Raw genomic sequence first — 22,223 nt, forward strand, 5'->3', positions numbered from 1 at the left:
TGACTGACCTCAAATAGGTCGGCTGCCGTACTTGTTATCCGGCTTCTTCGGTGGGTCTGCCACCACGTTGGCCTCGACTTCCTGCACTTTGCCGCCTTTAGCGAGGAACTCTTCCATCGCACGGGCCAGGGCATCACGCTCTTTGTTCTTGGCTTCAACGCTTGGCAATTCATCTACCGACACAGCTGCCTTGGCTTTGCCTTTGGCGGCCGGGACAGGCGCATCATCGCCACTGTCGTCGTCGGCAACGTCTTCCGCCGCCTCAAGGCCTTCTTCGGTGTCGTCTTCGTCACCTACTTCGAGTTCGTCGTTTTCCAGATCATCGTCGCTCATGTTCTACCTCATGACTTGCGAAAAGCAGATTAGTTATAGCCCAGCTTCACCCTCTGTCGACGGCTGCCGGAAAAAAATCAACATCCACTGGTTAACCAGTGGCTTATGCCCCATCACCGTGCAAGGTGGCGAGGACTTTACGAGCACCGCCATGATCACGGTGCTCGCCCAGATAAACACCTTGCCAGGTCCCCATCGCCAAGCGGCCGGCCTTCACCGGCAAACTCAGCTGGCAGCCCAGGAGACTGGCCTTGAAGTGCGCCGGCAGGTCGTCCGGACCTTCGTCGTTGTGTTCGAACCCTGCGAGGCCTTGCGGCACCAGCGAATTGAAATAACGTTCGAAGTCACGGCGTACCGCCGGGTCGGCATTCTCGTTGACGGTCAACGAGGCCGAGGTGTGCTGCAGCCACAGATGCAACAAGCCCACGCGACAGGCCTTCAATTCAGGCAAGCCGGCCAGCAACTCATCGGTTACCAGGTGAAAGCCCCGGGGCTTGGCCCGCAGGGTAATCAGGGTCTGTTGCCACATACAGTTCTCCGCCCATCGGCGCGCATTCTAGCGCGCTCAGGGAAAAAACAAAGTGCCGAATACGCCTACATGCCTGTAAGACATTGGCATGCGGAAAAGTGCCGTGTGCATCCCATCACAAACACTGGATAAAAACCGGTACAGCTCGTTATGACTGACAAACAACAGACAAAAAAATGCCCGGCAAGCCGGGCGTCTTTTTTTCGCGTACTTACAGGTTGTAGCCGCGCTCGTTGTGTTGCGCCAGGTCGAGGCCGACCGCCTCTTCCTCTTCGGTCACCCGCAGGCCCATGACCATGTCCAGCACCTTGAGGATGATGAAGGTCACGATAGCGGTGTAGATCACCGTGAAGCCGACCCCTTTGGCCTGGATCCAGACCTGTGCAGCCACGTCAGTCACCGTGCCGAAGCCGCCCAGCGCAGGGGCTGCGAATACACCGGTGAGGATCGCGCCGACGATACCGCCGATACCGTGCACGCCGAATGCGTCCAGGGAGTCGTCGTAGCCAAGCTTGCGCTTGAGGCTGGTGGCGCAGAAGAAGCAGATCACACCGGCGACCAGGCCGATCACCAGGGCGCCCATCGGCCCGACGGTGCCAGCGGCTGGGGTGATGGCTACCAGGCCAGCCACCACACCCGAGGCGATGCCCAGTGCGCTTGGCTTACCGTGGGTGATCCACTCGGCGAACATCCAGCCCAGCGCCGCAGCAGCAGTAGCGATCTGGGTGACCAGCATCGCCATGCCGGCAGTGCCGTTGGCCGCAGCGGCCGAGCCGGCGTTGAAGCCGAACCAGCCGATCCACAGCATGGCCGCGCCGATCAGGGTGTAACCGAGGTTGTGCGGTGCCATCGGGGTGGTCGGGAAGCCTTTACGCTTGCCGAGCACGATGCACGCCACCAGGCCAGCCACACCGGCGTTGATGTGCACCACTGTGCCACCGGCGAAGTCCAGCACGCCCCAGTCCCACAGCAAGCCACCATTACCGCTCCAGACCATGTGTGCGATTGGCGCATAGACGAGGGTGAACCAGATGGCCATGAAGATCAGCATCGCGGAGAACTTCATACGCTCGGCGAACGCACCGACGATCAGCGCCGGGGTAATGATGGCGAAGGTCATCTGGAAGGTGATGAACACCGCTTCCGGGAACAACGCCGCAGGCCCGGTGATGCTGGCCGGGGTTACGCCCGCCAGGAACGCCTTGCCCATGCCGCCGAAGAAGGAGTTGAAGTTGACGACGCCCTGCTCCATACCGGTCGTGTCGAACGCGATGCTGTAGCCGTAGATGACCCACAACACGCTGATCAGGCCAGTGATGGCGAAGCATTGCATCATCACGGAAAGAATGTTTTTGGAGCGCACCATGCCGCCGTAGAACAGCGCCAGGCCTGGAATGGTCATGAACAGCACCAGCGCGGTGGATGTGAGCATCCACGCTGTGTCACCGGAATTGAGGACTGGAGCCGCCACTTCGTCTGCCGCCATGGCCAGGCTTGGCATTACGATGGACAACAGGGCTCCGAGCCCTGCGAATTTACGCAGAGTCATATTGTTTTCTCCTGGGGCGTTGGGGTTTGGCGGCTTAGATTGCGTCGGTATCGGTTTCGCCGGTACGGATACGAATAGCCTGTTCCAGATTGACCACGAAGATCTTGCCGTCACCGATCTTGCCAGTGTTGGCGGCCTTGGTTATCGCCTCGATAACCCGGTCAAGATCCTTGTCGTCAATCGCGACATCAATCTTCACCTTCGGCAGGAAATCGACTACGTATTCCGCGCCGCGATACAGCTCGGTGTGACCCTTCTGCCGACCGAAGCCTTTGACCTCAGTAACGGTAATGCCCTGCACGCCGATCTCGGACAACGACTCGCGTACATCGTCCAACTTGAACGGCTTGATGATGGCAGTGACTAGCTTCATGAAAACTCTCTCCCGAATTGGTGGACTTGCCCCAGGAAAACAAACCCGTCTCAAGTCTAAGCGCAGTGCCTGGCTTTGTAACGCGTCGTCGCCTCGGCATTTGCCGTTGCGACGCCAGCGAACCACTGGTGACGAAACCTGTACCCCTGATCCGTCGGCGCACTGCATTCGTCACAGCGACTGCATCAGTGCATGGGTCATGATCGTCTAAGCAGAAACCTTGCCAGCTCCGTAAAAATCACTGAAATCAGTCCTTTGCTCACTTTTGCCCAACTGCGGGGCTTTTTGATGGCGGCAATGCGCACAAAAACAGTGCGCAACCGCCCGACCCGCTGCGCGAAAAGCGTGCGCTCGCCGCCACGGAAAAGACTATAGACGCTGCGTGGTACACTGCCGGCCAACAGTATTCCGGAATATTTCCCATGCTCGCGCCCAAAGACCTCCTCGACGCCCTGAGCGGCCACGCCTCTCGCCTGTTCAGCGGCGACACCCCGCTGCCCCGCAATGAAATCGAAAGCCAGTTCAAGGCGCTGCTGCAAAGCGGCTTCAGCAAACTCGACCTGGTGAGCCGGGAAGAGTTTGATAGCCAGATGGTGGTGCTGGCCCGCACACGTGCGCGGCTGGAGAGCCTGGAGGCGAAGGTGGCGGAGCTGGAAGCACGACTGACGCCGCCCTCTGCTGAATAAACGCGGTCAGTGTGGGAGCTGGCTTGCCTGCGATGCAGACGCCTCGGTGTATCAGTTGCACGTAGGCGATGCTATCGCAGGCAAGCCAGCTCCCACATAAAGCGCTGCGAACGACGCTGGATACGTTCTGTAAAACCTCCCTCGCCTCGCATTTCTCCACCTCGTCTACCCTTGAAAAACCGCAGGAAGCGGCCCTCTTTTCAAGGAACGAGCATGTCCCTCGCCATCGTCCACAGCCGCGCCCAGATCGGCGTCGAAGCCCCTGCCGTCACCGTCGAAGTGCACATGGCCAACGGTTTGCCATCCCTCACCCTGGTGGGTTTGCCGGAAACCGCCGTCAAGGAAAGCAAGGACCGGGTGCGCAGCGCCATTCTCAACTCCGCCCTGCAATACCCTGCCCGGCGCATCACCCTCAACCTGGCACCCGCCGACCTGCCCAAGGACGGCGGACGCTTTGACCTGGCGATAGCGCTGGGCATCCTGGCGGCCAGCGTTCAAGTGCCGGCGCTGATGCTCGATGAGGTGGAATGCCTCGGCGAGTTGGCGCTGTCCGGCGAAGTGCGAGCAGTGAAAGGCGTGCTGCCGGCCGCGTTGGCGGCACGCAAGGCCGGGCGCACCGTGATAGTGCCGCGGGCGAATGCCGAGGAGGCGTGCCTGGCCTCGGGGTTGAAGGTGATTGCGGTAGATCATTTGCTGCAGGTCGTGGCGCACCTGAATGGGCATCAGCCCATAGAGCCCTACAAGTCCGACGGCTTGCTGTACCTGAACAAGCCATACCCGGACCTGAGCGAAGTACAGGGCCAGCTCGCCGCCAAGCGCGCACTGCTGATCGCGGCGGCGGGCGCGCATAACCTGCTGTTCAGCGGCCCGCCCGGCACCGGCAAGACACTGCTTGCCAGTCGCCTGCCGGGTTTGTTGCCACCGTTGAGCGAGCAGGAAGCCTTGGAAGTGGCGGCTATCCAGTCGGTCGTCAGCCTGGCACCGCTGAGTCACTGGCCACACCGACCGTTTCGCCAGCCGCACCACTCTGCATCAGGTCCGGCATTGGTGGGCGGCGGGTCGAAACCGCAGCCTGGGGAGATTACCCTGGCCCATCACGGCGTACTGTTCCTCGATGAATTGCCGGAGTTCGACCGCAAGGTGCTGGAGGTGCTGCGCGAGCCTCTGGAATCGGGCCACATCGTCATTTCCCGCGCCCGCGATCGCGTCAGCTTCCCGGCCCGCTTCCAACTGGTAGCCGCCATGAACCCCTGCCCTTGCGGGTACATGGGCGAACCCAACGGGCGTTGTCGCTGCACGCCGGAGCAGGTTCAGCGCTATCGCAACAAGCTCTCCGGCCCTTTGCTGGACCGCATCGACTTGCACCTCACTGTGGCGCGGGAAACCACCGCGTTGAATCCAACCCAGCAGGTGGGCGATAACACGGCCGAGGCATCGGCACGGGTCGCCCAGGCCCGCGATCGCCAACGGCAACGCCAGGGCTGTGCGAATGCGTTCCTTGATCTGCCAGGGCTGCGCAAGCACTGCAAGCTGACGAAGACCGATGAAGGCTGGCTGGAAACCGCCTGTGAACGGTTGACGCTATCCCTGCGCGCGGCCCATCGCCTGCTCAAAGTGGCGCGTACCCTGGCTGACCTCGAGCACGCCGATAACATCACTCGACCGCACCTGGCGGAAGCGCTGCAATATCGGCCCGCGGCCGTCGGCTAGGGCGCCTCTGGGAAGTCCAGCAGCAGCCGCGCCACTTCCATCACTTCATCCAGGGCCGCTTCGGCCGACTCCATGGAGGGTTTGAGCATCAGGTCGTCGGCATAGCCCATCGCCACGGCAAAGATCTGGCGGGCAGCGCGTTGTGGCGAGTCACAACGCAAGACGTTGGCAGCCACACCCCGCTCGATCACTTCGGCGAGCATGCCTTGCCATTGGGCGTTGATCGCCAGGTAAGCCTGGGCCATTTCCGGGTCCTGCATGGCTTCGTCCCAGGCATCCAGCCACAGCGCCCACCCCGCATCGGCGGTGCTTGGCAGGCAGTCGCGCAAAAACCCCACAAAGGCTTCCAGGGGCGCTGCTTCTGCCAGGGGCGCGCGTACTTCGTCCAGCTGTTCGTTGGCAAATCGCACGAAGGCTTCGCGGCGCAGCTCCTTCCAGTCGCTGAAGTAGTGATAGACGTGGCTGCGGGACAGGCCTGCATGTTCGGCCAGGTCGCGGGTGGACACATCGGCAAAACCCTTGCTGCGAAACAGTTCCAGGGCGGCGGCGATGATCTGGTCTTTACGGTCGATACGCGACATGGGCAATTCCTTCCAGGCACCGGCAGATAAGCGGCGCTTGCTTTTTGAGCGATCGCTCAAGGATACTTGAGCAGTCGCTCAATAATAGCGTCTATCACTCCTTTGGTGCACCCCATGTCATCCGTCACACCGCAAATCCTGATCGAAGAAAGTCAGAAAATCGGCCAGCAATCCGCCGGCCAGACGCTCAAGGCCATTGCCAAAGCCTATCCGGGCAAGCTGTCCGCCACGCTGTCGCTGGTCGCGCTGGAGAACGCGCTGCTGCTGGCCTACCCGTTGTTTGCCGGGTTTGCGGTGGACGCGATCATCCGCGGCGACACGGGTAACGCGCTGCTCTACGCCGCCGTGGTCCTGGCGTTCTGGGTGGTCGGCGCGGCGCGCCGGGCGTTGGATACGCGGACTTTCACGCGGATCTACGCCGATCTGGCGGTGCCGGTGATCCTCAACCAACGCCTGCAGAACCACAGCACGTCGAAATCGGCGGCGCGGGTGGTGCTTGCTCGGGAGTTCGTCGACTTCTTTGAAAAGCATGTACCGATCATCGCCACGGCGCTGGTGTCGATTATCGGCGCGGCAGTGATGTTGATCGTGATCGAGCCCTGGGTAGGCCTGGCGTGCCTGGGCGCGCTGGTGCTGTGCATCACGTTGTTGCCACGCTTTGCCCGGCGCAACCAAGCGCTGCATGAACGGCTGAACAACCGGCTGGAAAAAGAAATCGGCCTGGTGGAAAAGGTCGGCGCACCGACCCTGCGGCGCCACTACCAGGTGCTTTCGCGCCTGCGCATCTGGCTGTCAGACCGCGAGGCGGCTGCGTACCTGTTTCTTGGCACGCTGGCCGCCTTGCTGTTTGTGGTCGCCATCAGCCAGTTGGCACAGTCACCTGCGGTCAAGGCCGGCCATATCTATGCAGTCATGACTTACCTGTGGACCTTCGTCACCAGCATGGACGAAGCCCCCGGCATGGTCGACCAACTGGCGCGCCTGAAGGACATCGGCAAGCGCGTGGACCCCGGCCTGGGCGACCGCTAGGCCTCAACGAAACCGATCTACCTCATGCCGCAAGCCTGCCGCCAGGGTCTCCAGTTCCTTGGCGGTAATCGCCAGGTTCGACACCACTTCCCGCTGCTCGCTATTGGCCAGCGCGATGCTCTGCAAGTTGCTGCTGAGCAAGGTCGCGGTGCTGCTCTGTTCCTGAGTGGCGGTGGTGATCGCGGCAAACTGCTGACCGGCCGAGCGGCTTTGCTCGTCGATACGCGCCAGGGCCGACGCCACGTCGGCGTTACGCGACAGGCCTTCCTGCATCAACACATTGCCGCGCTCCATAGTGCTGATGGCGTTGCCGGTTTCCTGCTGGATGCTCTGGATCATTCCGGAGATTTCGTCAGTGGCCTCTCGAGTACGCGACGCCAGGTTGCGCACCTCATCGGCGACCACCGCAAACCCACGGCCTTGTTCACCAGCGCGGGCAGCCTCGATGGCGGCGTTGAGCGCCAGCAGGTTGGTCTGTTCGGCAATCGAGGTGATCACACCGACGATTCCGCCGATCTCTTGGGAGCGTTGTCCCAGGGTGTTGATCACCGTGGCTGTGCTGTTGAGCGCGGCAGCGATGTGTTCCAGGGATGACGACGCCTCTTGCATCGAGTTGCGCCCGATGCGGGTTTGTTGGGCGTTTTCCTGGGCCAGGCGTTCGGTGCTGCCCATGTTGTCGGCGATGTTCAGCGAGGTGGCGCTGAACTCTTCCACCGCGCCGGCCATGCTGGTGATCTCGCCGGACTGCTGCTCCATGCCTTCATAGGCGCCACCGGACAAGCCGGACAGCGCCTGCGCACGGCTGTTGACCTCTTCAGCCGCCTTGCGGATATGCGAGACCATGGTCGACAGCGCTTCACCCATCTGGTTGAAGCTGCGCGCCAGTTGGCCGATTTCGTCATGACTGGACACATTCAAGCGCGCGCTCAAGTCGCCCGCGCCCAGGGCTTCGGCCTGGCGCACCAGGTCGCCCAACGGCGCCAGCTTGCTGCGCAGCAGCCACACCGTTGCACCAACCGCCAGCAGCATGGCCAGCACGCTGCCTATGACCAGGCGGATACCGACGTCCCACGTCACCGAGCGGATCTCAGCCTTGGGCATGCTCGCGACAACGGCCCATGGCCCGCCCTCGAAGGGTACCGACACGCTGTAGAAATCTTCGTTTTTGTCTGCCCAGAAGCGCCCGGTGCCCGGCGTCTTGGCCAGGTCCAGCATCACGGGTACGGCTTGATCCAGCGCCTGCACGCCTGCCGGCGGTACAAGCCAGCGCTTCTGCTCATCCAGCAAGGCGAGGGAGCCGGTCTGGCCGATGCGGAAACGCTTGAGGTTCTCGAACTGGGCATTCTGCGCATCGGTGTAGTCGAACCCGATGAACAACACCGCGATCACCTGCCCACTGCTGTCGCGCACCGGGCTGTACTGGGTCATGTAGGAGCGGTCGAACAGCACCGCGCGGCCGATATAGGTCTGCCCGCCGAGCACCCGCTGGTAAGCCGGGCCCTGGCGATCCAGCACCGTGCCGATGGCCCGGTTGCCATCCTGCTTGGTCAACGAGGTGCTGATGCGGATAAAGTCTTCGCCGCTGCGCACGAATACCGTGGCCACGCCGCCGGACATCTGCTTGAACTCATCCACTTCATTGAAGTTGTTGTTCAACACCTGATTGCCCAGGTACAGGCTAGGCGTCTGCACACCGGCCACGGTCACAGGCTGGTCCGCATGCACGCTCAAGCCGGCGCCGAAGCGCTTTTCAAACAGCCCGCCCAAACGCTGGGTACTTTCGCGCAAGGTGCTGTGGAAGGTGTTGAGTTGGTCGGCGAGCAAACGTGCCTCGCTGGCCAGGTGCTCCTCGCGGGTAGCGAGATTGGCGGAGTCGAGGGAACGCAAGGCAAACACGGTGCTGCCGCTGATGACGACAGCCAGAATCACGGCTAATGCCAGGCCTAACTGGGAGGCTATCCGGGCGCGAGGTTGAGACATGACGGCTCCTGGCCGAGGCCAGGATCATCCTGATCTCATAGCGTTGCTCGGCAAATTATCCAGTGGGAAACGTTGGTGTACGATGGTTCCAACACACCTACTTCGGCGAGCCGAGGCAATACTTGAGCGATCCGCAGGGGTATCACGCAAACGATTGCACAAACAGTCTGTCGCCCCTCACTCGAGGCGTTCGACCTGAGGCAATTCCATCGCCTTGACTTCCGCCTGCAGAAACTCCGCCAAGCGCCGCAAACGCTCACCGCCGGGGCGGGTTTTCGGCCATACCAGGTAGTAGTTTTCGCCACTGGCCACCGCCGTTGGCCAGGGCAGGCTCAATCGACCCTGGGCCACGTCTTCGGCCACCATCAGCAAATCGACCATGGACACACCGTAGCCCCGCGCAGCGGCGATCATGCCCAGTTCGAGGGTATCGAATACCTGCCCGCCCTTGAGCGACACCTGGGATGACAACCCCATGCGCTCCAACCAATTGCGCCAATCGCGACGGTCGGGCGTGGGGTGCAGCAATTCAGCGGTGGCCAGGCGTGCAGCATCCCAGGGCCCGTCCTCCAGCAGGTTCGGCGCACCTACCGGGATCAGCAGCTCCGGAAACAGGTAGCTGGCCTCCCAGTCCGCCGGGAAGTGCCCGTAGCTCAGCAGCACCGCGCAGTCGAAGGGCTCCTGGTTGAAATCCACCTCGTCCACGCTCATCCACGCGCTGGTCAGTTGCACCTCATTGCCTGGCTGCAACGCGCGGAAGCGGCTGAGCCGCGCCAGCAGCCAGCGCATGGTCAGGGTCGACGGTGCCTTCATGCGCAGGATGTCGTCTTCGGCGTTCAAGGTATGGCAGGCCCGCTCCAACGCTGCAAAACCTTCGCGCACGCCGGGCAAGAGCAGGCGCGCCGCCTCGGTGAGCTGCAAGGTGCGGCCACTGCGCTGGAACAGGCGACAGGCGAAATGCTCTTCCAGCGTGCGGATATGTCGGCTCACCGCACTTTGCGTGATGGAGAGCTCCTCCGCTGCCCGAGTGAAGGAATTGTGCCGAGAGGCGGCCTCGAATGCGCGCAAGGCATACAGCGGAGCAAGGCGACGAGACATCGGTAAATTCCTGCATAGCGATCCACCAACACTATCAGATCAATACACATGAGTTTAAGTCATGTACACCATCGCTTTAATCCTTTTGTGTAATTAACCCAGAGCGCCGAGAATCAAGCCTTCCCCAACCCTCTGACTTGTCGAGCGTGATGATCATGCAACATCCGGCACGTACCGAACTCTGGGCCATTCTGCGGCTGTCAGGGCCGTTGATTGCCTCACAGTTGGCACACATGCTGATGGTGCTGACCGACACCCTGATGATGGCGCGCCTGAGCCCCGAAGCCCTGGCCGGTGGCGGCCTGGGCGCGGCGACCTACTCGTTCGTGGCGATTTTCTGCATCGGCGTGATTGCCGCCGTGGGCACGCTGGTGGCCATCCGTCACGGCGCGGGCGATATCGACGGCGCCACCCGCCTGACCCAGGCCGGGCTATGGCTGGCGTGGCTGATGGCCCTGGCGGCCGGTTTGCTGCTGTGGAATCTCAAGCCAGTGCTGCTGATGTTTGGCCAGACCGAGACCAACGTGCACTCGGCCGGGCAATTCCTGACGATCTTGCCGTTCGCCCTGCCCGGCTACCTGAGTTTCATGGCCCTGCGCGGCTTCACCAGTGCAATCGGCAAGGCGACGCCAGTGATGGTGATCAGCCTTGGCGGCACGGTAGCCAACTACCTGCTCAACCACGCGCTGATCGAAGGCATGTTCGGCCTGCCCAAGCTCGGCCTGATGGGTATCGGCCTGGTCACGGCCATCGTTGCCAATGGCATGGCGCTGACGCTGATGTGGTACATCCGCAGCAACCGCACCTATGCGGCCTACCCGCTGAGCACAGGCCTGTTTCGCCTCAACACCCAGTACCTGCGCGAATTGTGGCGCCTGGGCCTGCCGATCGGCGGCACCTATGCGGTGGAGGTCGGGTTGTTTGCGTTTGCGGCGCTGTGCATGGGCACCATGGGCAGTACGCAGTTGGCGGCGCATCAGATCGCATTGCAGATCGTCTCGGTGGCGTTCATGGTGCCTGCGGGAATGTCCTACGCGGTGACCATGCGCATCGGCCAGCACTACGGCGCCGGGCAGTTGCTGCAGGCGCGCCTGGCCGGTCGTGTCGGCATCGGCTTTGGCGCGGCGATCATGCTGGGATTTGCTGCCGTGCTGTGGCTCTATTCCGACCCGCTGATCGGACTGCTCATCGACCACAACGACCCGGCGTTCCACGACGTGATCGTCCTGGCCGTCAGCCTGCTGGCCGTCGCCGCCTGGTTCGAGCTGTTCGATGGCGTGCAGACCATCGCCATGGGCTGCATTCGCGGGCTCAAGGACGCCAAGACCACCTTCCTGATCGGCGCGGGCTGCTATTGGTTGATTGGCGCACCATCGGCCTGGCTGATGGCCTTCACCCTGGGCTGGGGACCGACCGGTGTGTGGTGGGGCCTGGCGCTGGGCCTGGCATGCGCGGCAGTGAGCCTGACCTGGGCGTTTGAGGCGAAGATGAAGCGGATGATTCGCCAGGAGCCGCCGCGGCAGGAAATGTGGGAGGGGGCTTGCCCCCAATAGCGTTGGGTCAGTTGCAGATGAACTGGCTGACACTCCGCCATCGGGGGCAAGCCCCCTCCCACATTCCTAACCGAGCAAAGCTTGCTGGCTTTTGCCGAAGGTCAGGTACTCCACCAACTCCGGCAACGGCAGCGGCTTGCTGATCAGGTAACCCTGGGCCTGGTCGCAGCCAAACAAACGCAACAGCGCCAGTTGCTCAGGCGTTTCCACCCCTTCGGCCACCACCTCCAGGTTGAGGTTGTGCGCCAGGTTGATCATGGCATGCACCAGCTTGCGGTTTTCTTCGCGCTCCTCCATGCCACCGACAAAGCTCTTGTCGATCTTCAACAAGGCAATCGGCAGGCTGTTGAGGTGCACGAACGATGAGAAACCCGTACCGAAGTCATCCAGGGAAAACCGCACACCCAGGCGGCCGAGGGCATCCATGGTCTGCTTGACCAGGTCACTGCGGCGCATCACGGCGGTTTCGGTCAGTTCGAACTCCAGCCATTGCGCCTCCACGCCCCGCTCGGCAATCAGCCGGCTGAGTGTGGAGAGCAACTGGCTGTCCTGGAACTGGCGGAACGACAGGTTGACCGCCATGTGCAACGCCGGCAGGCCGCGTTCGCGTAGGTCTTGCATGTCGCGCAGGGCCCGGGAGATCACCCAGTAGCCCAGCGGCACGATCAAGCCGCTTTGCTCGGCCAACGGCACGAATTCACTTGGCGGCAACAGGCCGCGCTCGCCATGACGCCAGCGCACCAGGGCCTCCAGGCCGACGATATGGCCGTCGTCCAGGTCCAGGCGTGGCTGGTAATGCAGCTCCAGTTCGTCACGGCGCAAGGCGCGGCGCAGCTCGCTTTCCAGGTCGGCCAGGCTGCGCGCGTTGCGGTTGATACGTTCGTTGAAGATATGAAAGGTGCAGCCTTGGGTGCTCTTGGCCTGCTGCATGGCGATATGAGCGTGCCACATCAAAGGGTCGGCACCGGCGCGAGCGCGGGCATGGGCCACGCCCAGGCTGCAACCGATCAGCAGGCTTTCGCCATCCACCCAATAGGGTTCGGCCATGACCTCGGTAATGCGCTCGGCCATCCACTCGGCACGCTGGGGTGCACGGCGGGTATCGATCAGCAGGGCGAATTCATCGCTGCCCAGGCGCGCCAGTTGGTCGCCGACCTCCAGCTGGCTCTTGAGCCGTGACACCACTTGCAGGATCAACCGGTCGCCGGCCTGGTGGCCGAGGGCATCGTTGGCGTGGCGGAAGTTGTCGAGGTCCAAGTGACCGAGGGCCAGGCCACGCCCTTCATTCTCGGCCAGACGCGCGGTCAACAGGGTCTGGAAGCCCTGGCGGTTGGCGATGCCGGTGAGCGGGTCCTGCTCGGCCAGGCGTTGCAGGGTGTTTTCCAGCACGCCGCGCTCGCGGACGTGGCGCAGGCAGCGGCGCACTGTATCGGCATCCAATACATCACGCACCAGCCAATCGCTGACGCCAAGCGGTGAAACCAGCGGTTCCTGTTCCAGCAACAACACGCACGGCAGGCTGCAACGGCCAGGCCCGGGTTGCAGGCTGGGCGTGGTCAATAGCACGGCGCTGTGGTCGTCATCGAACAGACGGCTCACGGATTCCCAGTTTGGTGCGCTGATCAGCACAGCCCCATCGCCCATCGGCGCCAGGCACTCGCGCAATAACGCTGCCCACGCGGGCTCATCGGCCAGCAGCAGCAAACGCAAGGGTTCGACAGGCGTAGACAAGCTAGCTCCCTAGACTCTGCAAAAATTCGTGGCGACGGGCATTATGACGTGCGGCCTGAGAATCACCAATGATAGGGGTTTTCAAACACGCGAACTGTGAACATTAGCCTCAAAACAACCCTCACATCCTGCGGCAAAGTATCAAAACCGGCAAATTTAGATCGAGTGGTACGTCACACTGTCGTTCTGACAGAGCAGAATCCTGCCAGCCTGTTAAAATGCCCGCCCTTTTGAACAACGACTCCCTGAATTCTGTATGTCCCGACTCAATCCCCGGCAGCAAGAAGCCGTGAACTACGTCGGCGGCCCTCTATTGGTGCTCGCCGGCGCAGGCTCCGGCAAGACCAGCGTGATCACCCGCAAGATCGCGCACCTGATCCAGCACTGCGGCATCCGCGCCCAGTACATCGTCGCCATGACCTTCACCAACAAGGCCGCGCGGGAGATGAAAGAGCGCGTCGGCACCTTGCTCAAGGGTGGCGAAGGCCGTGGCCTCACCGTGTGTACCTTCCACAACCTGGGCCTGAACATCATCCGCAAGGAGCATGCGCGTCTGGGCTACAAGCCGGGCTTCTCGATCTTCGACGAGACCGACGTGAAGTCGCTGATGACCGACATCATGCAAAAGGAATACGCAGGCGACGACGGCGTGGATGAGATCAAGAACATGATCGGCGCCTGGAAAAACGACCTGATCCTGCCGCCCCAGGCCCTGGAAAACGCACGCAACCCCAAGGAACAGACTGCCGCCATCGTCTACACCCACTACCAGCGCACGCTCAAGGCGTTCAACGCAGTGGACTTCGACGACCTGATCCTGCTGCCGGTAAAGCTGTTCGAGGAACACGCCGACATCCTCGAAAAATGGCAGAACAAGGTGCGCTACCTGCTGGTGGACGAATACCAGGACACCAACGCCAGCCAGTACCTGCTGGTAAAAATGCTGATCGGCAAGCGCAACCAGTTCACCGTGGTCGGTGACGATGACCAGTCGATCTACGCCTGGCGCGGCGCGCGCCCGGAAAACCTGATGCTGCTCAAGGACGACTACCCGTCCCTGAAAGTGGTGATGCTGGAGCAGAACTACCGCTCCACCAGCCGCATCCTGCGCTGCGCCAACGTGTTGATCTCGAACAACCCCCATGAGTTTGAAAAACAACTGTGGAGCGAGATGGGCCACGGCGACGAGATCCGCGTGATCCGCTGCCGCAACGAAGACGCCGAAGCCGAACGCGTGGCCGTCGAGATCCTCAGCCTGCACCTGCGCACCGACCGGCCTTACAGCGATTTCGCGATCCTCTATCGCGGCAACTACCAGGCCAAGCTGATCGAGCTGAAATTGCAGCACCACCAGGTGCCGTATCGCCTGTCGGGCGGCAACAGCTTTTTCGGACGCCAGGAAGTAAAAGATCTGATGGCCTACTTCCGCCTGATCGTGAACCCGGACGACGACAACGCCTTCCTGCGCGTGATCAACGTGCCGCGTCGCGAGATCGGCTCCACCACCCTGGAAAAGCTCGGCAACTACGCCACTGAGCGCAAGATCTCGATGTACGCCGCCACCGACGAGATCGGCCTGGGCGAACACCTGGACTCGCGCTTCACCGATCGCCTGTCGCGCTTCAAGCGCTTCATGGACAAGGTGCGCGAGCAGTGCGCCGGCGAAGACCCGATCAGCGCGCTGCGCAGCATGGTCATGGACATCGACTACGAGAACTGGCTGCGCACCAACAGTTCCAGCGACAAGGCCGCGGATTACCGCATGAGCAACGTCTGGTTCCTGATCGAAGCGCTGAAGAACACCCTGGAAAAAGACGAAGACGGCGAGATGACCGTCGAAGACGCCATCGGCAAGCTGGTGCTGCGCGACATGCTCGAACGCCAGCAGGAAGAGGAAGACGGCGCCGAAGGTGTACAGATGATGACCTTGCATGCCTCCAAGGGCCTGGAATTCCCCTACGTGTTCATCATGGGCATGGAAGAGGAAATCCTCCCGCACCGTTCCAGCATCGAAGCCGACACCATCGAAGAGGAACGCCGCCTGGCCTACGTGGGTATTACCCGCGCGCGTCAGACCCTGGCCTTCACCTTCGCCGCCAAGCGCAAGCAGTACGGCGAAATCATCGATTGTGCCCCCAGCCGGTTCCTGGATGAACTACCGCCGGACGACCTGGCCTGGGAAGGCATTGACGACACCCCGACCGAGGTGAAGGCCGTTCGCGGCAACACCGCCCTGGCGGACATACGCGCAATGTTAAAGCGCTAGAATCGACTACTTTTCAATCTACTTTCGGCGCACAACGCGCCATTAGAGGAAGCTTTCCGTGGAAGCACTGCACAAGAAAATTCGCGAAGAAGGCATCGTGCTTTCCGATCAGGTACTCAAGGTCGACGCCTTTCTGAACCACCAGATCGACCCGGCACTGATGAAGTTGATCGGCGACGAATTCGCCGCGCTGTTCAAGGACTCGGGCATCACCAAGATCGTCACCATCGAAGCGTCGGGCATAGCGCCAGCGATCATGACCGGCCTGAACCTGGGTGTACCGGTGATATTCGCGCGTAAGCAACAGTCCCTGACCCTGACCGAAAACCTGCTGTCGGCAACGGTGTATTCCTTCACCAAGAAAGTCGAAAGCACCGTGGCGATCTCGCCGCGCCACCTGACCAGCAGCGACCGCGTGCTGGTGATTGATGACTTCCTGGCCAACGGCAAGGCATCCCAGGCGCTGATCTCGATCATCAAGCAGGCCGGCGCGACCGTGGCAGGCTTGGGGATCGTGATCGAGAAGTCGTTCCAGGGCGGACGTGCGGAATTGGATGCGCAGGGTTATCGGGTTGAATCGCTGGCGCGGGTCAAGTCGCTGGAAGGTGGCGTCGTCACCTTCATCGAATAACTCCTGCCTCAAAGTGGTGGTAAAAGTGGGAGGGGGCTTGCCCCCTCCCACATCGAACCTGTGTTGTCGGTTAGTGCGCGGTGGCCTGCAGGCCGGCGAGCAGGAGCCGCTGGTACAGATCCTCTTTCAAGCCTTCCGGCTTGGTCAACTGCATGCGTTCCAGATGCTTGGGAAACACCTGCGCCTGCGGCGCATCCAACGCCGCCTTGCCCAGCTCCAGAATCTCCGTCAGCTTGAATTTGCTCTTGAGCCAGTTCAGCGCCCGCAACAAATCCCGCTCTTCATCGGTGAAATCGCTTCCCAACGGATACTCCGGAAACAACCGACGATGGCGTGCCTGAATCCCCTGCAACCGCTCCGGCGTGTTCTCGGCAAAGCGCGGATCCAGCTGGAAATCCTTGGGCAACTTGCCAGCCTTTTGCGCCTGCTTGATCAAATCGTCCTGGAAGCGTGAGTCGGTGATATTGAGCAACGCCTCGATCACCTTGGCATCCGTCTGCCCGCGCAAGTCTGCAATGCCGTATTCCGTGATGACAATATCCCGCAGATGCCGGGGAATGGTGCAGTGGCCGTAGTCCCAGACGATATTGGAACTGACCTCCCCCGCCGACTCGCGCCAACTGCGCAGAATCAGGATCGACCGCGCACCTTCCAGCGCATGGCCCTGGGCCACAAAGTTGTACTGCCCGCCCACACCACTGAGCACACGACCGTCTTCCAACTGGTCGGCCACACCCGCGCCGAGCAGCGTCACCATGATCGCGCTGTTGATAAACCGCGCATCCAGGCGTTGCAGGCGCTTGAGTTCTTCCTGGCCGTACAGCTCGTTGATGTAGCTGATGCGCGTCATGTTGAATTCGAGGCGCTTGGCGTGGGTCATTTCCTGCAGGCGCTGGTAGAAACTGCGCGGGCCAAGAAAAAATCCGCCGTGGATCGAAATGCCGTCGGGCTGCGCCGCATCGTCGAGCGTGCCGGCGTTGGCCTGCTGTTGCGTCGCTACGTCCGGGTAGACCTTGCGACGGATAATCCCCGCGTCCGCCAACACCAGCAGGCCGTTGACGAACATTTCGCTGCACCCGTAAAGGCCCCGGACGAAGGGATCGACGCCGCCTTCACGGCTGATCAGCGGCGCCCACTGGTACACGTCCAGGTCCGTCAGCAGCGACCGATAGGACTCGTTGTCGGCCTGGCGCGCCAGCAGCGCGGCAGTCAGCGCATCGCCCATGGAGCCGATGCCGATCTGCAAGGTGCCGCCGTCGCGTACCAGGGTGCTGGCATGCAGGCCGATGAAGTGGTCCTGGAAACCCACCGGCATGTTCGGCGTGGAGAACAGCGTGGTGGTGTCTTTTTCATCGATCAGGTAATCGAAGGTATCCATGCCCAGCTCAGCGTCGCCGGGCATGTAGGGCAAATCGGTGTGGACTTGCCCGACAATCAGCACGGTCTCGCCGGCGTCGCGGCGCTTGGCAATCATCGGCAGCAGGTCGAGGGTGATATCCGGGTTGCAGCTCAAGCTCAGGCGATCAGGGTGTTCGGCACTGCTGGCGACCAACTGCGCCACCAGGTTCAGGCCGGCGGCGTTTATGTCGCGAGCGGCGTGGCTGTAGTTGCTGCTGACGTAATCCTGCTGCGCCGACTCGCTGTGCAGCAGGCTGCCGGGCTGCATGAAAAACTGTTGGACGTGGATATTGTTCGGAAGGCTGTCGTTGTGCAGGTCGGCGAGGAAATCCAGTTCGGGGTAATCGCCGAACACCCGCTCGATAAAGGGTTCGAGAAAGCGTTTCTGCAAACCATCGCCCATCGTCGGGCGGCCCAGGCTTAACGCGGTATAGATCGTCAGCGCCCGCTCCGGCAACTTGGCGATGCGCCGGTACAAGGCATTGGCAAACCGGTTCGGCTTGCCCAGCCCGAGGGGCATGCCCATGTGGATATGCGCCGGCAACCGCGCCAGTACGTCGTCAACTGCTTGCTCGATTGAACACAACTGCACCATCCGACCCTCCTGAACATTCCATGATTAGGGGTTGGACCGAGCTTGCCGGGTCTTTGCTGCAATGAACAGCGCTGAAACACGAACCCCAGGCACAAAAAAGCCGCTCGTAAGCGGCATTTTTGACGAAGATCGGCGGATCAGAGGCCGGACATCTTCTTGATTGCACCCTTGAGGTCATCATCCGAGCAATCGGCGCAGGTGCCTTTTGGCGGCATGGCGTTGATCCCGGTGATCGCCTTGGCCAGGATGCCATCGAGGCCGCCCTGGTGATCGGCGCGTTCTTTCCAGGCTGCGGTATCGCCGATTTTCGGCGCGCCCAACAGGCCGGTGCCGTGGCAAGCATTACAGTGCTTGGCGATGATGTCATCCGGCGTCTTCGCAGCGCCACCGCCTGCGGCGACCGCCACTTCCATGCCCTTGCATTCCTGGCCCTGGACGCAGACCTGGCCAACAGGCTCCAGGCGCTTGGCAATATCATCATTGGTCGCAGCTTGAGCGCTGACAGCCCATAGGGCCAGTACGGTTGCTGGTGCAGCCAGCATTTTCATAATTAGGTTCACGCGTTCACCCTCAATGGTGGCTATTCACGCCTGCGGCCACGGTTTCGCAGGCGGCGAAAGTATAACGGTTAGCCCGCCTGGCCGAAACAACCCTATTAACTAAAGGGAGATTCGACCCCGCGGAATACAGCTCGGGTGCCTCTGCAACGCTGGCAGGACGCCTCTTTTCTTAAAAGTTCGCAGGCGTGGCTGCGCTGATTAGTCGCGCCGGCACGTCGAACGGATTGCGAAAACGATGGGGCTTGGTGCTTTCAAAGTAGTAGCTATCGCCAGCTTCGAGCACAAAAGTTTCAAGACCGACCACCAACTCCAGGCGACCCTCCACCAGAATCCCGGTTTCTTCACCTTCGTGGGTAAGCATTTCTTCGCCTGTGTCGGCGCCCGGCGGGTAGATCTCGTTGAGAAACGCGATGGCCCGGCTGGGGTGCGCCCGGCCTACCAGCTTCATGGTGACGGCGCCGTCGGAGATGTCGATCAGCTCATTGGCTTTATAGACGATCTGCGTCGGTATTTCCTGGAGGATCTCCTCGGAAAAGAACTCGACCATCGACATGGGGATGCCGCCCAGCACCTTGCGCAAGGAGCTGATCGAGGGGCTGACGCTGTTTTTTTCGATCATCGAAATGGTGCTGTTGGTGACACCCGCGCGCTTGGCGAGCTCGCGCTGGGACAGACCCTTCAGTTTACGGATGGATTGCAGTCGTTCGCCGACGTCCAATGCAGGAGCCTCCTAGGATTCAGGCTTTGTTGTAATTGAGCGTTATCATGGCGACAGCGTTCAGTATTTACAACACTTGGGCCTAAATCCCGGGCGGTTGCGTTCGTACCCGGCGGTCAAGCGCCGGAATAGAGCCTCGGCACGCGGCGCAGGTTGCAAAAGAGCTGATACGGAATGGTCTCGGCGGCGACCGCGACGTCACTGGCGAGGATATTTTTGCCCCATAGCTCCACGGTGGAACCGAGGACAGCCTGAGGCACGTCCGTGAGGTCGATGCACAGCATGTCCATGGATACACGGCCCAGCAATTGGCTGCGCTGCCCGGCCACCAGTACCGGCGTACCCGTCGGCGCGTGACGCGGATAGCCATCGGCATAGCCCATGGCAACCACACCGATACGCATGGGTTTGGGCGTGATGAACTTGGCGCCGTAACCCACCGGCTCACCGGCCGGCAGTTCACGGACGCAGATCACCTTGGATTCCAGGGTCATCACCGGCTGCAAACGCGCGGCCACGGCCTGGTCCTCGGCAAACGGCGTCGCGCCGTAGAGCATGATGCCAGGGCGCACCCAATCGCTGGACACAGCCGGCCAGCCCATCACCGATGGCGAATTGCGCAGGCTGACCTCGGCCGACAAACCCTGGCGCGCCGCGTCAAACACAGCCACCTGTTCATCACTGCGCACACAGTCGAGCTCATCGGCGCGGGCGAAATGGCTCATCAACACGATCTTGGCCACCTTGCCGCTGGCCAGCAGGCGCTGGTAAGCCTCGTGATAGTCCTTGGGGTGCAGGCCGACACGGTGCATGCCGGAATCGAGCTTGAGCCAGATGGTCAGCGGCTTGCTCAGTCTGGCCTGCTCGATGGCCTCCAATTGCCACAGCGAGTGCACCACGCACCAGAAATCATGTTCGATGATCAGCGGCAGCTCATCCGCCTCGAAGAAACCTTCCAGCAGCAGCACCGGCGCACGAATCCCGGCGGCGCGCAGCTCCAATGCTTCCTCGATGCAAGCCACGGCAAACCCGTCCGCCTCGGCTTCCAGCGCCTGGGCAACGTGCACGGCACCATGGCCGTAGGCATCGGCCTTGATCACGGCAAGGGCCTTGGCACCCGTGACTTCACGGGCCAATTGGTAGTTGTGACGCAGGGCTTGGAGGTCGATCAGGGCACGGGCAGGACGCATGGCGGCAGGCTTCTAGGCGGCAAAGTGAAGAAAAACCGGCACCGACCAACGGCTTCGGCACCGGGAGAGGGATCGTTGTTTAAGGCAGCGCGGCCACGACGGACAGCTCCACCAGGATTTGCGGTTCGCACAGCTTGGCTTCAACCGTGGCACGGGCCGGGGCAACGCCTTTTGGCAGCCACTTGTCCCACACCGCATTCATGCCGGCGAAATCTGCGTCGATGTCCTTCAGGTAGATCGTCACCGACAGCAACCGGGTCTTGTCAGTACCGGCCAGGTCGAGCAAACGCTCGATATTGGTCAGGGTTTCACGGGTCTGCTGTTCAATCCCGGCGTTCATGTCGTCGCCGACTTGCCCGGCCAGATACACGGTACCGCTGTGGACAACGATCTGGCTCATGCGCTCATTGGTGAGCTGGCGCTGGATTGACATGTTTTGCAGACTCCTGGTGGTTGCCATAACGGGAAATATCGAGGCCTTCGGCACTGATCTGCGGCGTTTTCTTGGCCATCAGGTCGGCCAGCAAACGACCGGAGCCACAGGCCATGGTCCAACCGAGGGTGCCGTGGCCGGTATTCAGGAACAGGTTCTTGAACGGGGTGGCACCGACAATCGGCGTGCCGTCGGGGGTAGTCGGGCGCAGGCCGGTCCAGAAGGTAGCTTCGGTCAAATCGCCGCCCTGAGGATAAAGGTCGTTGACGATCATCTCCAGGGTTTCCCGCCGGCGCGGGTTCAGCGACAGGTCAAAACCGGCTATTTCAGCCATGCCACCGACGCGGATGCGGTTGTCGAAACGAGTGATCGCGACCTTGTAGGTCTCGTCGAGAATGGTCGAGGTCGGCGCCATCGCCGGGTTGGTGATCGGCACGGTCAGCGAGTAGCCCTTGAGCGGATACACCGGCGCCTTGATTCCCAACGGCTTGAGCAACTGCGGCGAGTAGCTGCCGAGGGCCAGCACGTAGCGGTCGGCGGTTTCCAGCTTGCCGTCGATCCACACGCCGTTGATGCGATCACCGGCGTAGTCGAGGCGCTGGATGTCCTGCTCAAAACGGAATTCCACACCCAACTGTTTGCACATCTCGGCCAGGCGGGTGGTGAACATCTGGCAGTCGCCGGTCTGGTCATTCGGCAGGCGCAGTGCGCCGGCGAGGATATCCGTGACGCTGGCCAGGGCCGGCTCGACCCGGGCGATACCGGCGCGGTCGAGCAGCTCGAACGGCACGCCGGACTCCTTCAACACGGCGATGTCCTTGGCGGCGCCATCGAGTTGTGCCTGGGTGCGGAACAGTTGGGTAGTCCCAAGGCTACGGCCTTCGTAGGCGATGCCGGTCTCGGCGCGCAGTTCGTCGAGGCAGTCGCGGCTGTACTCGGACAGGCGCACCATGCGCTCCTTGTTCACCGCATAACGGCTGGCGGTGCAGTTGCGCAGCATCTGCGCCATCCACAGGTATTGGTCGATGTCGGCGGTGGCCTTGATCGCCAGCGGCGCATGGCGTTGCAGCAACCACTTGATGGCCTTGAGCGGCACACCCGGTGCGGCCCATGGCGAGGCATAGCCTGGAGACACCTGCCCGGCGTTGGCGAAACTGGTTTCCATGGCAGCGGCAGGCTGACGGTCGACGACAACCACTTCAAAGCCGGACCGCGCCAAATAGTAGGCACTGGTCACACCAATGACGCCGCTACCCAAGACCAGAACGCGCATTTTTATA

The 22,223-nt window shown here is 61.7% G+C and carries 20 protein-coding genes; 6 read left to right on the plus strand and 14 right to left on the minus strand.

The annotated features are described in order from the left end of the window. Positions 1 to 9: 9 nt before the first annotated feature. The 4 genes from sutA to glnK form a co-directional block, all read right to left on the minus strand. On the minus strand, positions 10 to 333 hold the full coding sequence (sutA, locus tag BM110_RS22355) for a transcriptional regulator SutA (protein ID WP_092241708.1): 324 nt from the start codon (positions 331 to 333) through the stop codon (positions 10 to 12). A gap of 103 nt (positions 334 to 436) precedes the next feature. Then, positions 437 to 862, minus strand: a complete 426-nt coding sequence (locus tag BM110_RS22360; RefSeq protein ID WP_010567185.1) for a secondary thiamine-phosphate synthase enzyme YjbQ — start codon at positions 860 to 862, stop codon at positions 437 to 439. Between the two features lie 211 nt (positions 863 to 1,073). Continuing rightward, complete coding sequence (locus BM110_RS22365; RefSeq protein WP_071488051.1) at positions 1,074 to 2,411, minus strand: ammonium transporter; 1,338 nt, start codon at positions 2,409 to 2,411, stop codon at positions 1,074 to 1,076. A 34-nt stretch (positions 2,412 to 2,445) separates the two neighbouring features. Further along, the gene (gene glnK, locus BM110_RS22370; RefSeq protein ID WP_002555808.1) at positions 2,446 to 2,784 is read right to left on the minus strand and encodes a P-II family nitrogen regulator; all 339 of its coding nucleotides are present in this window, start codon (positions 2,782 to 2,784) and stop codon (positions 2,446 to 2,448) included. Positions 2,785 to 3,206: 422 nt separating this feature from the next. Here glnK and BM110_RS22375 point away from each other — a divergent pair, with 422 nt between their 5' ends. Both BM110_RS22375 and BM110_RS22380 read left to right on the plus strand, forming a co-directional pair. After that, entirely contained in the window at positions 3,207 to 3,470 is a 264-nt protein-coding gene (locus tag BM110_RS22375) for an accessory factor UbiK family protein (protein WP_071488052.1), read from the plus strand. Positions 3,471 to 3,683: 213 nt separating this feature from the next. Further along, positions 3,684 to 5,180, plus strand: coding sequence for a YifB family Mg chelatase-like AAA ATPase (locus tag BM110_RS22380; protein WP_071488053.1), 1,497 nt, complete (start codon positions 3,684 to 3,686; stop codon positions 5,178 to 5,180). Here BM110_RS22380 and BM110_RS22385 read toward each other — a convergent pair. Continuing rightward, positions 5,177 to 5,761: a TetR/AcrR family transcriptional regulator gene (locus BM110_RS22385; protein WP_071488054.1), complete on the minus strand. Its 585-nt coding sequence runs from the start codon at positions 5,759 to 5,761 to the stop codon at positions 5,177 to 5,179. The genes BM110_RS22380 and BM110_RS22385 overlap by 4 nt on opposite strands. Before the next feature lie 114 nt (positions 5,762 to 5,875). Here BM110_RS22385 and BM110_RS22390 point away from each other — a divergent pair, with 114 nt between their 5' ends. Continuing rightward, a complete protein-coding gene (locus tag BM110_RS22390; protein ID WP_093120431.1) occupies positions 5,876 to 6,790 on the plus strand; it encodes an ABC transporter six-transmembrane domain-containing protein in 915 nt (304 codons plus the stop codon). Positions 6,791 to 6,793: 3 nt separating this feature from the next. On the opposite strand, the gene BM110_RS22395 is transcribed toward BM110_RS22390, so the two are convergent. Both BM110_RS22395 and BM110_RS22400 read right to left on the minus strand, forming a co-directional pair. Then, positions 6,794 to 8,770 (minus strand): methyl-accepting chemotaxis protein, encoded by a 1,977-nt coding sequence (locus tag BM110_RS22395; RefSeq protein WP_093514195.1) that lies wholly within the window; start codon positions 8,768 to 8,770, stop codon positions 6,794 to 6,796. A gap of 177 nt (positions 8,771 to 8,947) precedes the next feature. Next, entirely contained in the window at positions 8,948 to 9,868 is a 921-nt protein-coding gene (locus BM110_RS22400) for a LysR substrate-binding domain-containing protein (RefSeq protein ID WP_093514196.1), read from the minus strand. A gap of 149 nt (positions 9,869 to 10,017) precedes the next feature. On the opposite strand from BM110_RS22400, the gene BM110_RS22405 reads away from it, so the two are divergent. Then, positions 10,018 to 11,421, plus strand: coding sequence for a NorM family multidrug efflux MATE transporter (locus BM110_RS22405; protein ID WP_093514197.1), 1,404 nt, complete (start codon positions 10,018 to 10,020; stop codon positions 11,419 to 11,421). Between the two features lie 66 nt (positions 11,422 to 11,487). On the opposite strand, the gene BM110_RS22410 is transcribed toward BM110_RS22405, so the two are convergent. Then, entirely contained in the window at positions 11,488 to 13,152 is a 1,665-nt protein-coding gene (locus tag BM110_RS22410) for a putative bifunctional diguanylate cyclase/phosphodiesterase (protein WP_071488058.1), read from the minus strand. 256 nt (positions 13,153 to 13,408) lie between these two features. Between BM110_RS22410 and rep the strand changes: the two genes are divergently transcribed. Then, positions 13,409 to 15,418 (plus strand): DNA helicase Rep, encoded by a 2,010-nt coding sequence (gene rep / locus BM110_RS22415; RefSeq protein WP_093514198.1) that lies wholly within the window; start codon positions 13,409 to 13,411, stop codon positions 15,416 to 15,418. Positions 15,419 to 15,476: 58 nt separating this feature from the next. After that, complete coding sequence (locus BM110_RS22420) at positions 15,477 to 16,049, plus strand: xanthine phosphoribosyltransferase (RefSeq protein WP_025856334.1); 573 nt, start codon at positions 15,477 to 15,479, stop codon at positions 16,047 to 16,049. 70 nt (positions 16,050 to 16,119) lie between these two features. Here the strand turns inward: BM110_RS22420 and BM110_RS22425 are convergent, their stop codons facing one another. The 6 genes from BM110_RS22425 to dadA form a co-directional block, all read right to left on the minus strand. Continuing rightward, entirely contained in the window at positions 16,120 to 18,042 is a 1,923-nt protein-coding gene (locus BM110_RS22425) for an acetyl-CoA hydrolase/transferase C-terminal domain-containing protein (RefSeq protein WP_093514199.1), read from the minus strand. 137 nt (positions 18,043 to 18,179) lie between these two features. Continuing rightward, entirely contained in the window at positions 18,180 to 18,590 is a 411-nt protein-coding gene (locus tag BM110_RS22430) for a c-type cytochrome (protein ID WP_043293857.1), read from the minus strand. Between the two features lie 181 nt (positions 18,591 to 18,771). Beyond that, positions 18,772 to 19,320, minus strand: a complete 549-nt coding sequence (locus BM110_RS22435) for a cupin domain-containing protein (protein ID WP_003176893.1) — start codon at positions 19,318 to 19,320, stop codon at positions 18,772 to 18,774. Between the two features lie 116 nt (positions 19,321 to 19,436). Further along, positions 19,437 to 20,510 carry an alanine racemase gene (alr, locus tag BM110_RS22440; RefSeq protein WP_093120418.1) on the minus strand — a complete coding sequence of 358 codons (1,074 nt, stop codon included), beginning with the start codon at positions 20,508 to 20,510 and terminating at the stop codon, positions 19,437 to 19,439. A 79-nt stretch (positions 20,511 to 20,589) separates the two neighbouring features. Next, positions 20,590 to 20,943 carry a RidA family protein gene (locus BM110_RS22445; protein WP_092241694.1) on the minus strand — a complete coding sequence of 118 codons (354 nt, stop codon included), beginning with the start codon at positions 20,941 to 20,943 and terminating at the stop codon, positions 20,590 to 20,592. After that, complete coding sequence (gene dadA / locus BM110_RS22450; RefSeq protein WP_092241692.1) at positions 20,915 to 22,216, minus strand: D-amino acid dehydrogenase; 1,302 nt, start codon at positions 22,214 to 22,216, stop codon at positions 20,915 to 20,917. The genes BM110_RS22445 and dadA overlap by 29 nt, the downstream gene beginning before the upstream one ends. Positions 22,217 to 22,223: the final 7 nt, after the last annotated feature.

The organism is Pseudomonas sp. NFPP28, assembly GCF_900115535.1.
Classification (GTDB): domain Bacteria; phylum Pseudomonadota; class Gammaproteobacteria; order Pseudomonadales; family Pseudomonadaceae; genus Aquipseudomonas; species Aquipseudomonas extremorientalis.

Bases quoted from the DNA above. Each gene is read 5' to 3' on its own strand.
- sutA (WP_092241708.1), bottom strand. From the start codon at position 333: ATGAGCGACGATGATCTGGAAAACGACGAACTCGAAGTAGGTGACGAA.
- BM110_RS22360 (WP_010567185.1), bottom strand. From the start codon at position 862: ATGTGGCAACAGACCCTGATTACCCTGCGGGCCAAGCCCCGGGGCTTT.
- BM110_RS22365 (WP_071488051.1), bottom strand. From the start codon at position 2,411: ATGACTCTGCGTAAATTCGCAGGGCTCGGAGCCCTGTTGTCCATCGTA.
- glnK (WP_002555808.1), bottom strand. From the start codon at position 2,784: ATGAAGCTAGTCACTGCCATCATCAAGCCGTTCAAGTTGGACGATGTA.
- BM110_RS22375 (WP_071488052.1), top strand. From the start codon at position 3,207: ATGCTCGCGCCCAAAGACCTCCTCGACGCCCTGAGCGGCCACGCCTCT.
- BM110_RS22380 (WP_071488053.1), top strand. From the start codon at position 3,684: ATGTCCCTCGCCATCGTCCACAGCCGCGCCCAGATCGGCGTCGAAGCC.
- BM110_RS22385 (WP_071488054.1), bottom strand. From the start codon at position 5,761: ATGTCGCGTATCGACCGTAAAGACCAGATCATCGCCGCCGCCCTGGAA.
- BM110_RS22390 (WP_093120431.1), top strand. From the start codon at position 5,876: ATGTCATCCGTCACACCGCAAATCCTGATCGAAGAAAGTCAGAAAATC.
- BM110_RS22395 (WP_093514195.1), bottom strand. From the start codon at position 8,770: ATGTCTCAACCTCGCGCCCGGATAGCCTCCCAGTTAGGCCTGGCATTA.
- BM110_RS22400 (WP_093514196.1), bottom strand. From the start codon at position 9,868: ATGTCTCGTCGCCTTGCTCCGCTGTATGCCTTGCGCGCATTCGAGGCC.
- BM110_RS22405 (WP_093514197.1), top strand. From the start codon at position 10,018: ATGATCATGCAACATCCGGCACGTACCGAACTCTGGGCCATTCTGCGG.
- rep (WP_093514198.1), top strand. From the start codon at position 13,409: ATGTCCCGACTCAATCCCCGGCAGCAAGAAGCCGTGAACTACGTCGGC.
- BM110_RS22425 (WP_093514199.1), bottom strand. From the start codon at position 18,042: ATGGTGCAGTTGTGTTCAATCGAGCAAGCAGTTGACGACGTACTGGCG.
- BM110_RS22430 (WP_043293857.1), bottom strand. From the start codon at position 18,590: ATGAAAATGCTGGCTGCACCAGCAACCGTACTGGCCCTATGGGCTGTC.
- alr (WP_093120418.1), bottom strand. From the start codon at position 20,510: ATGCGTCCTGCCCGTGCCCTGATCGACCTCCAAGCCCTGCGTCACAAC.
- BM110_RS22445 (WP_092241694.1), bottom strand. From the start codon at position 20,943: ATGTCAATCCAGCGCCAGCTCACCAATGAGCGCATGAGCCAGATCGTT.
- dadA (WP_092241692.1), bottom strand. From the start codon at position 22,216: ATGCGCGTTCTGGTCTTGGGTAGCGGCGTCATTGGTGTGACCAGTGCC.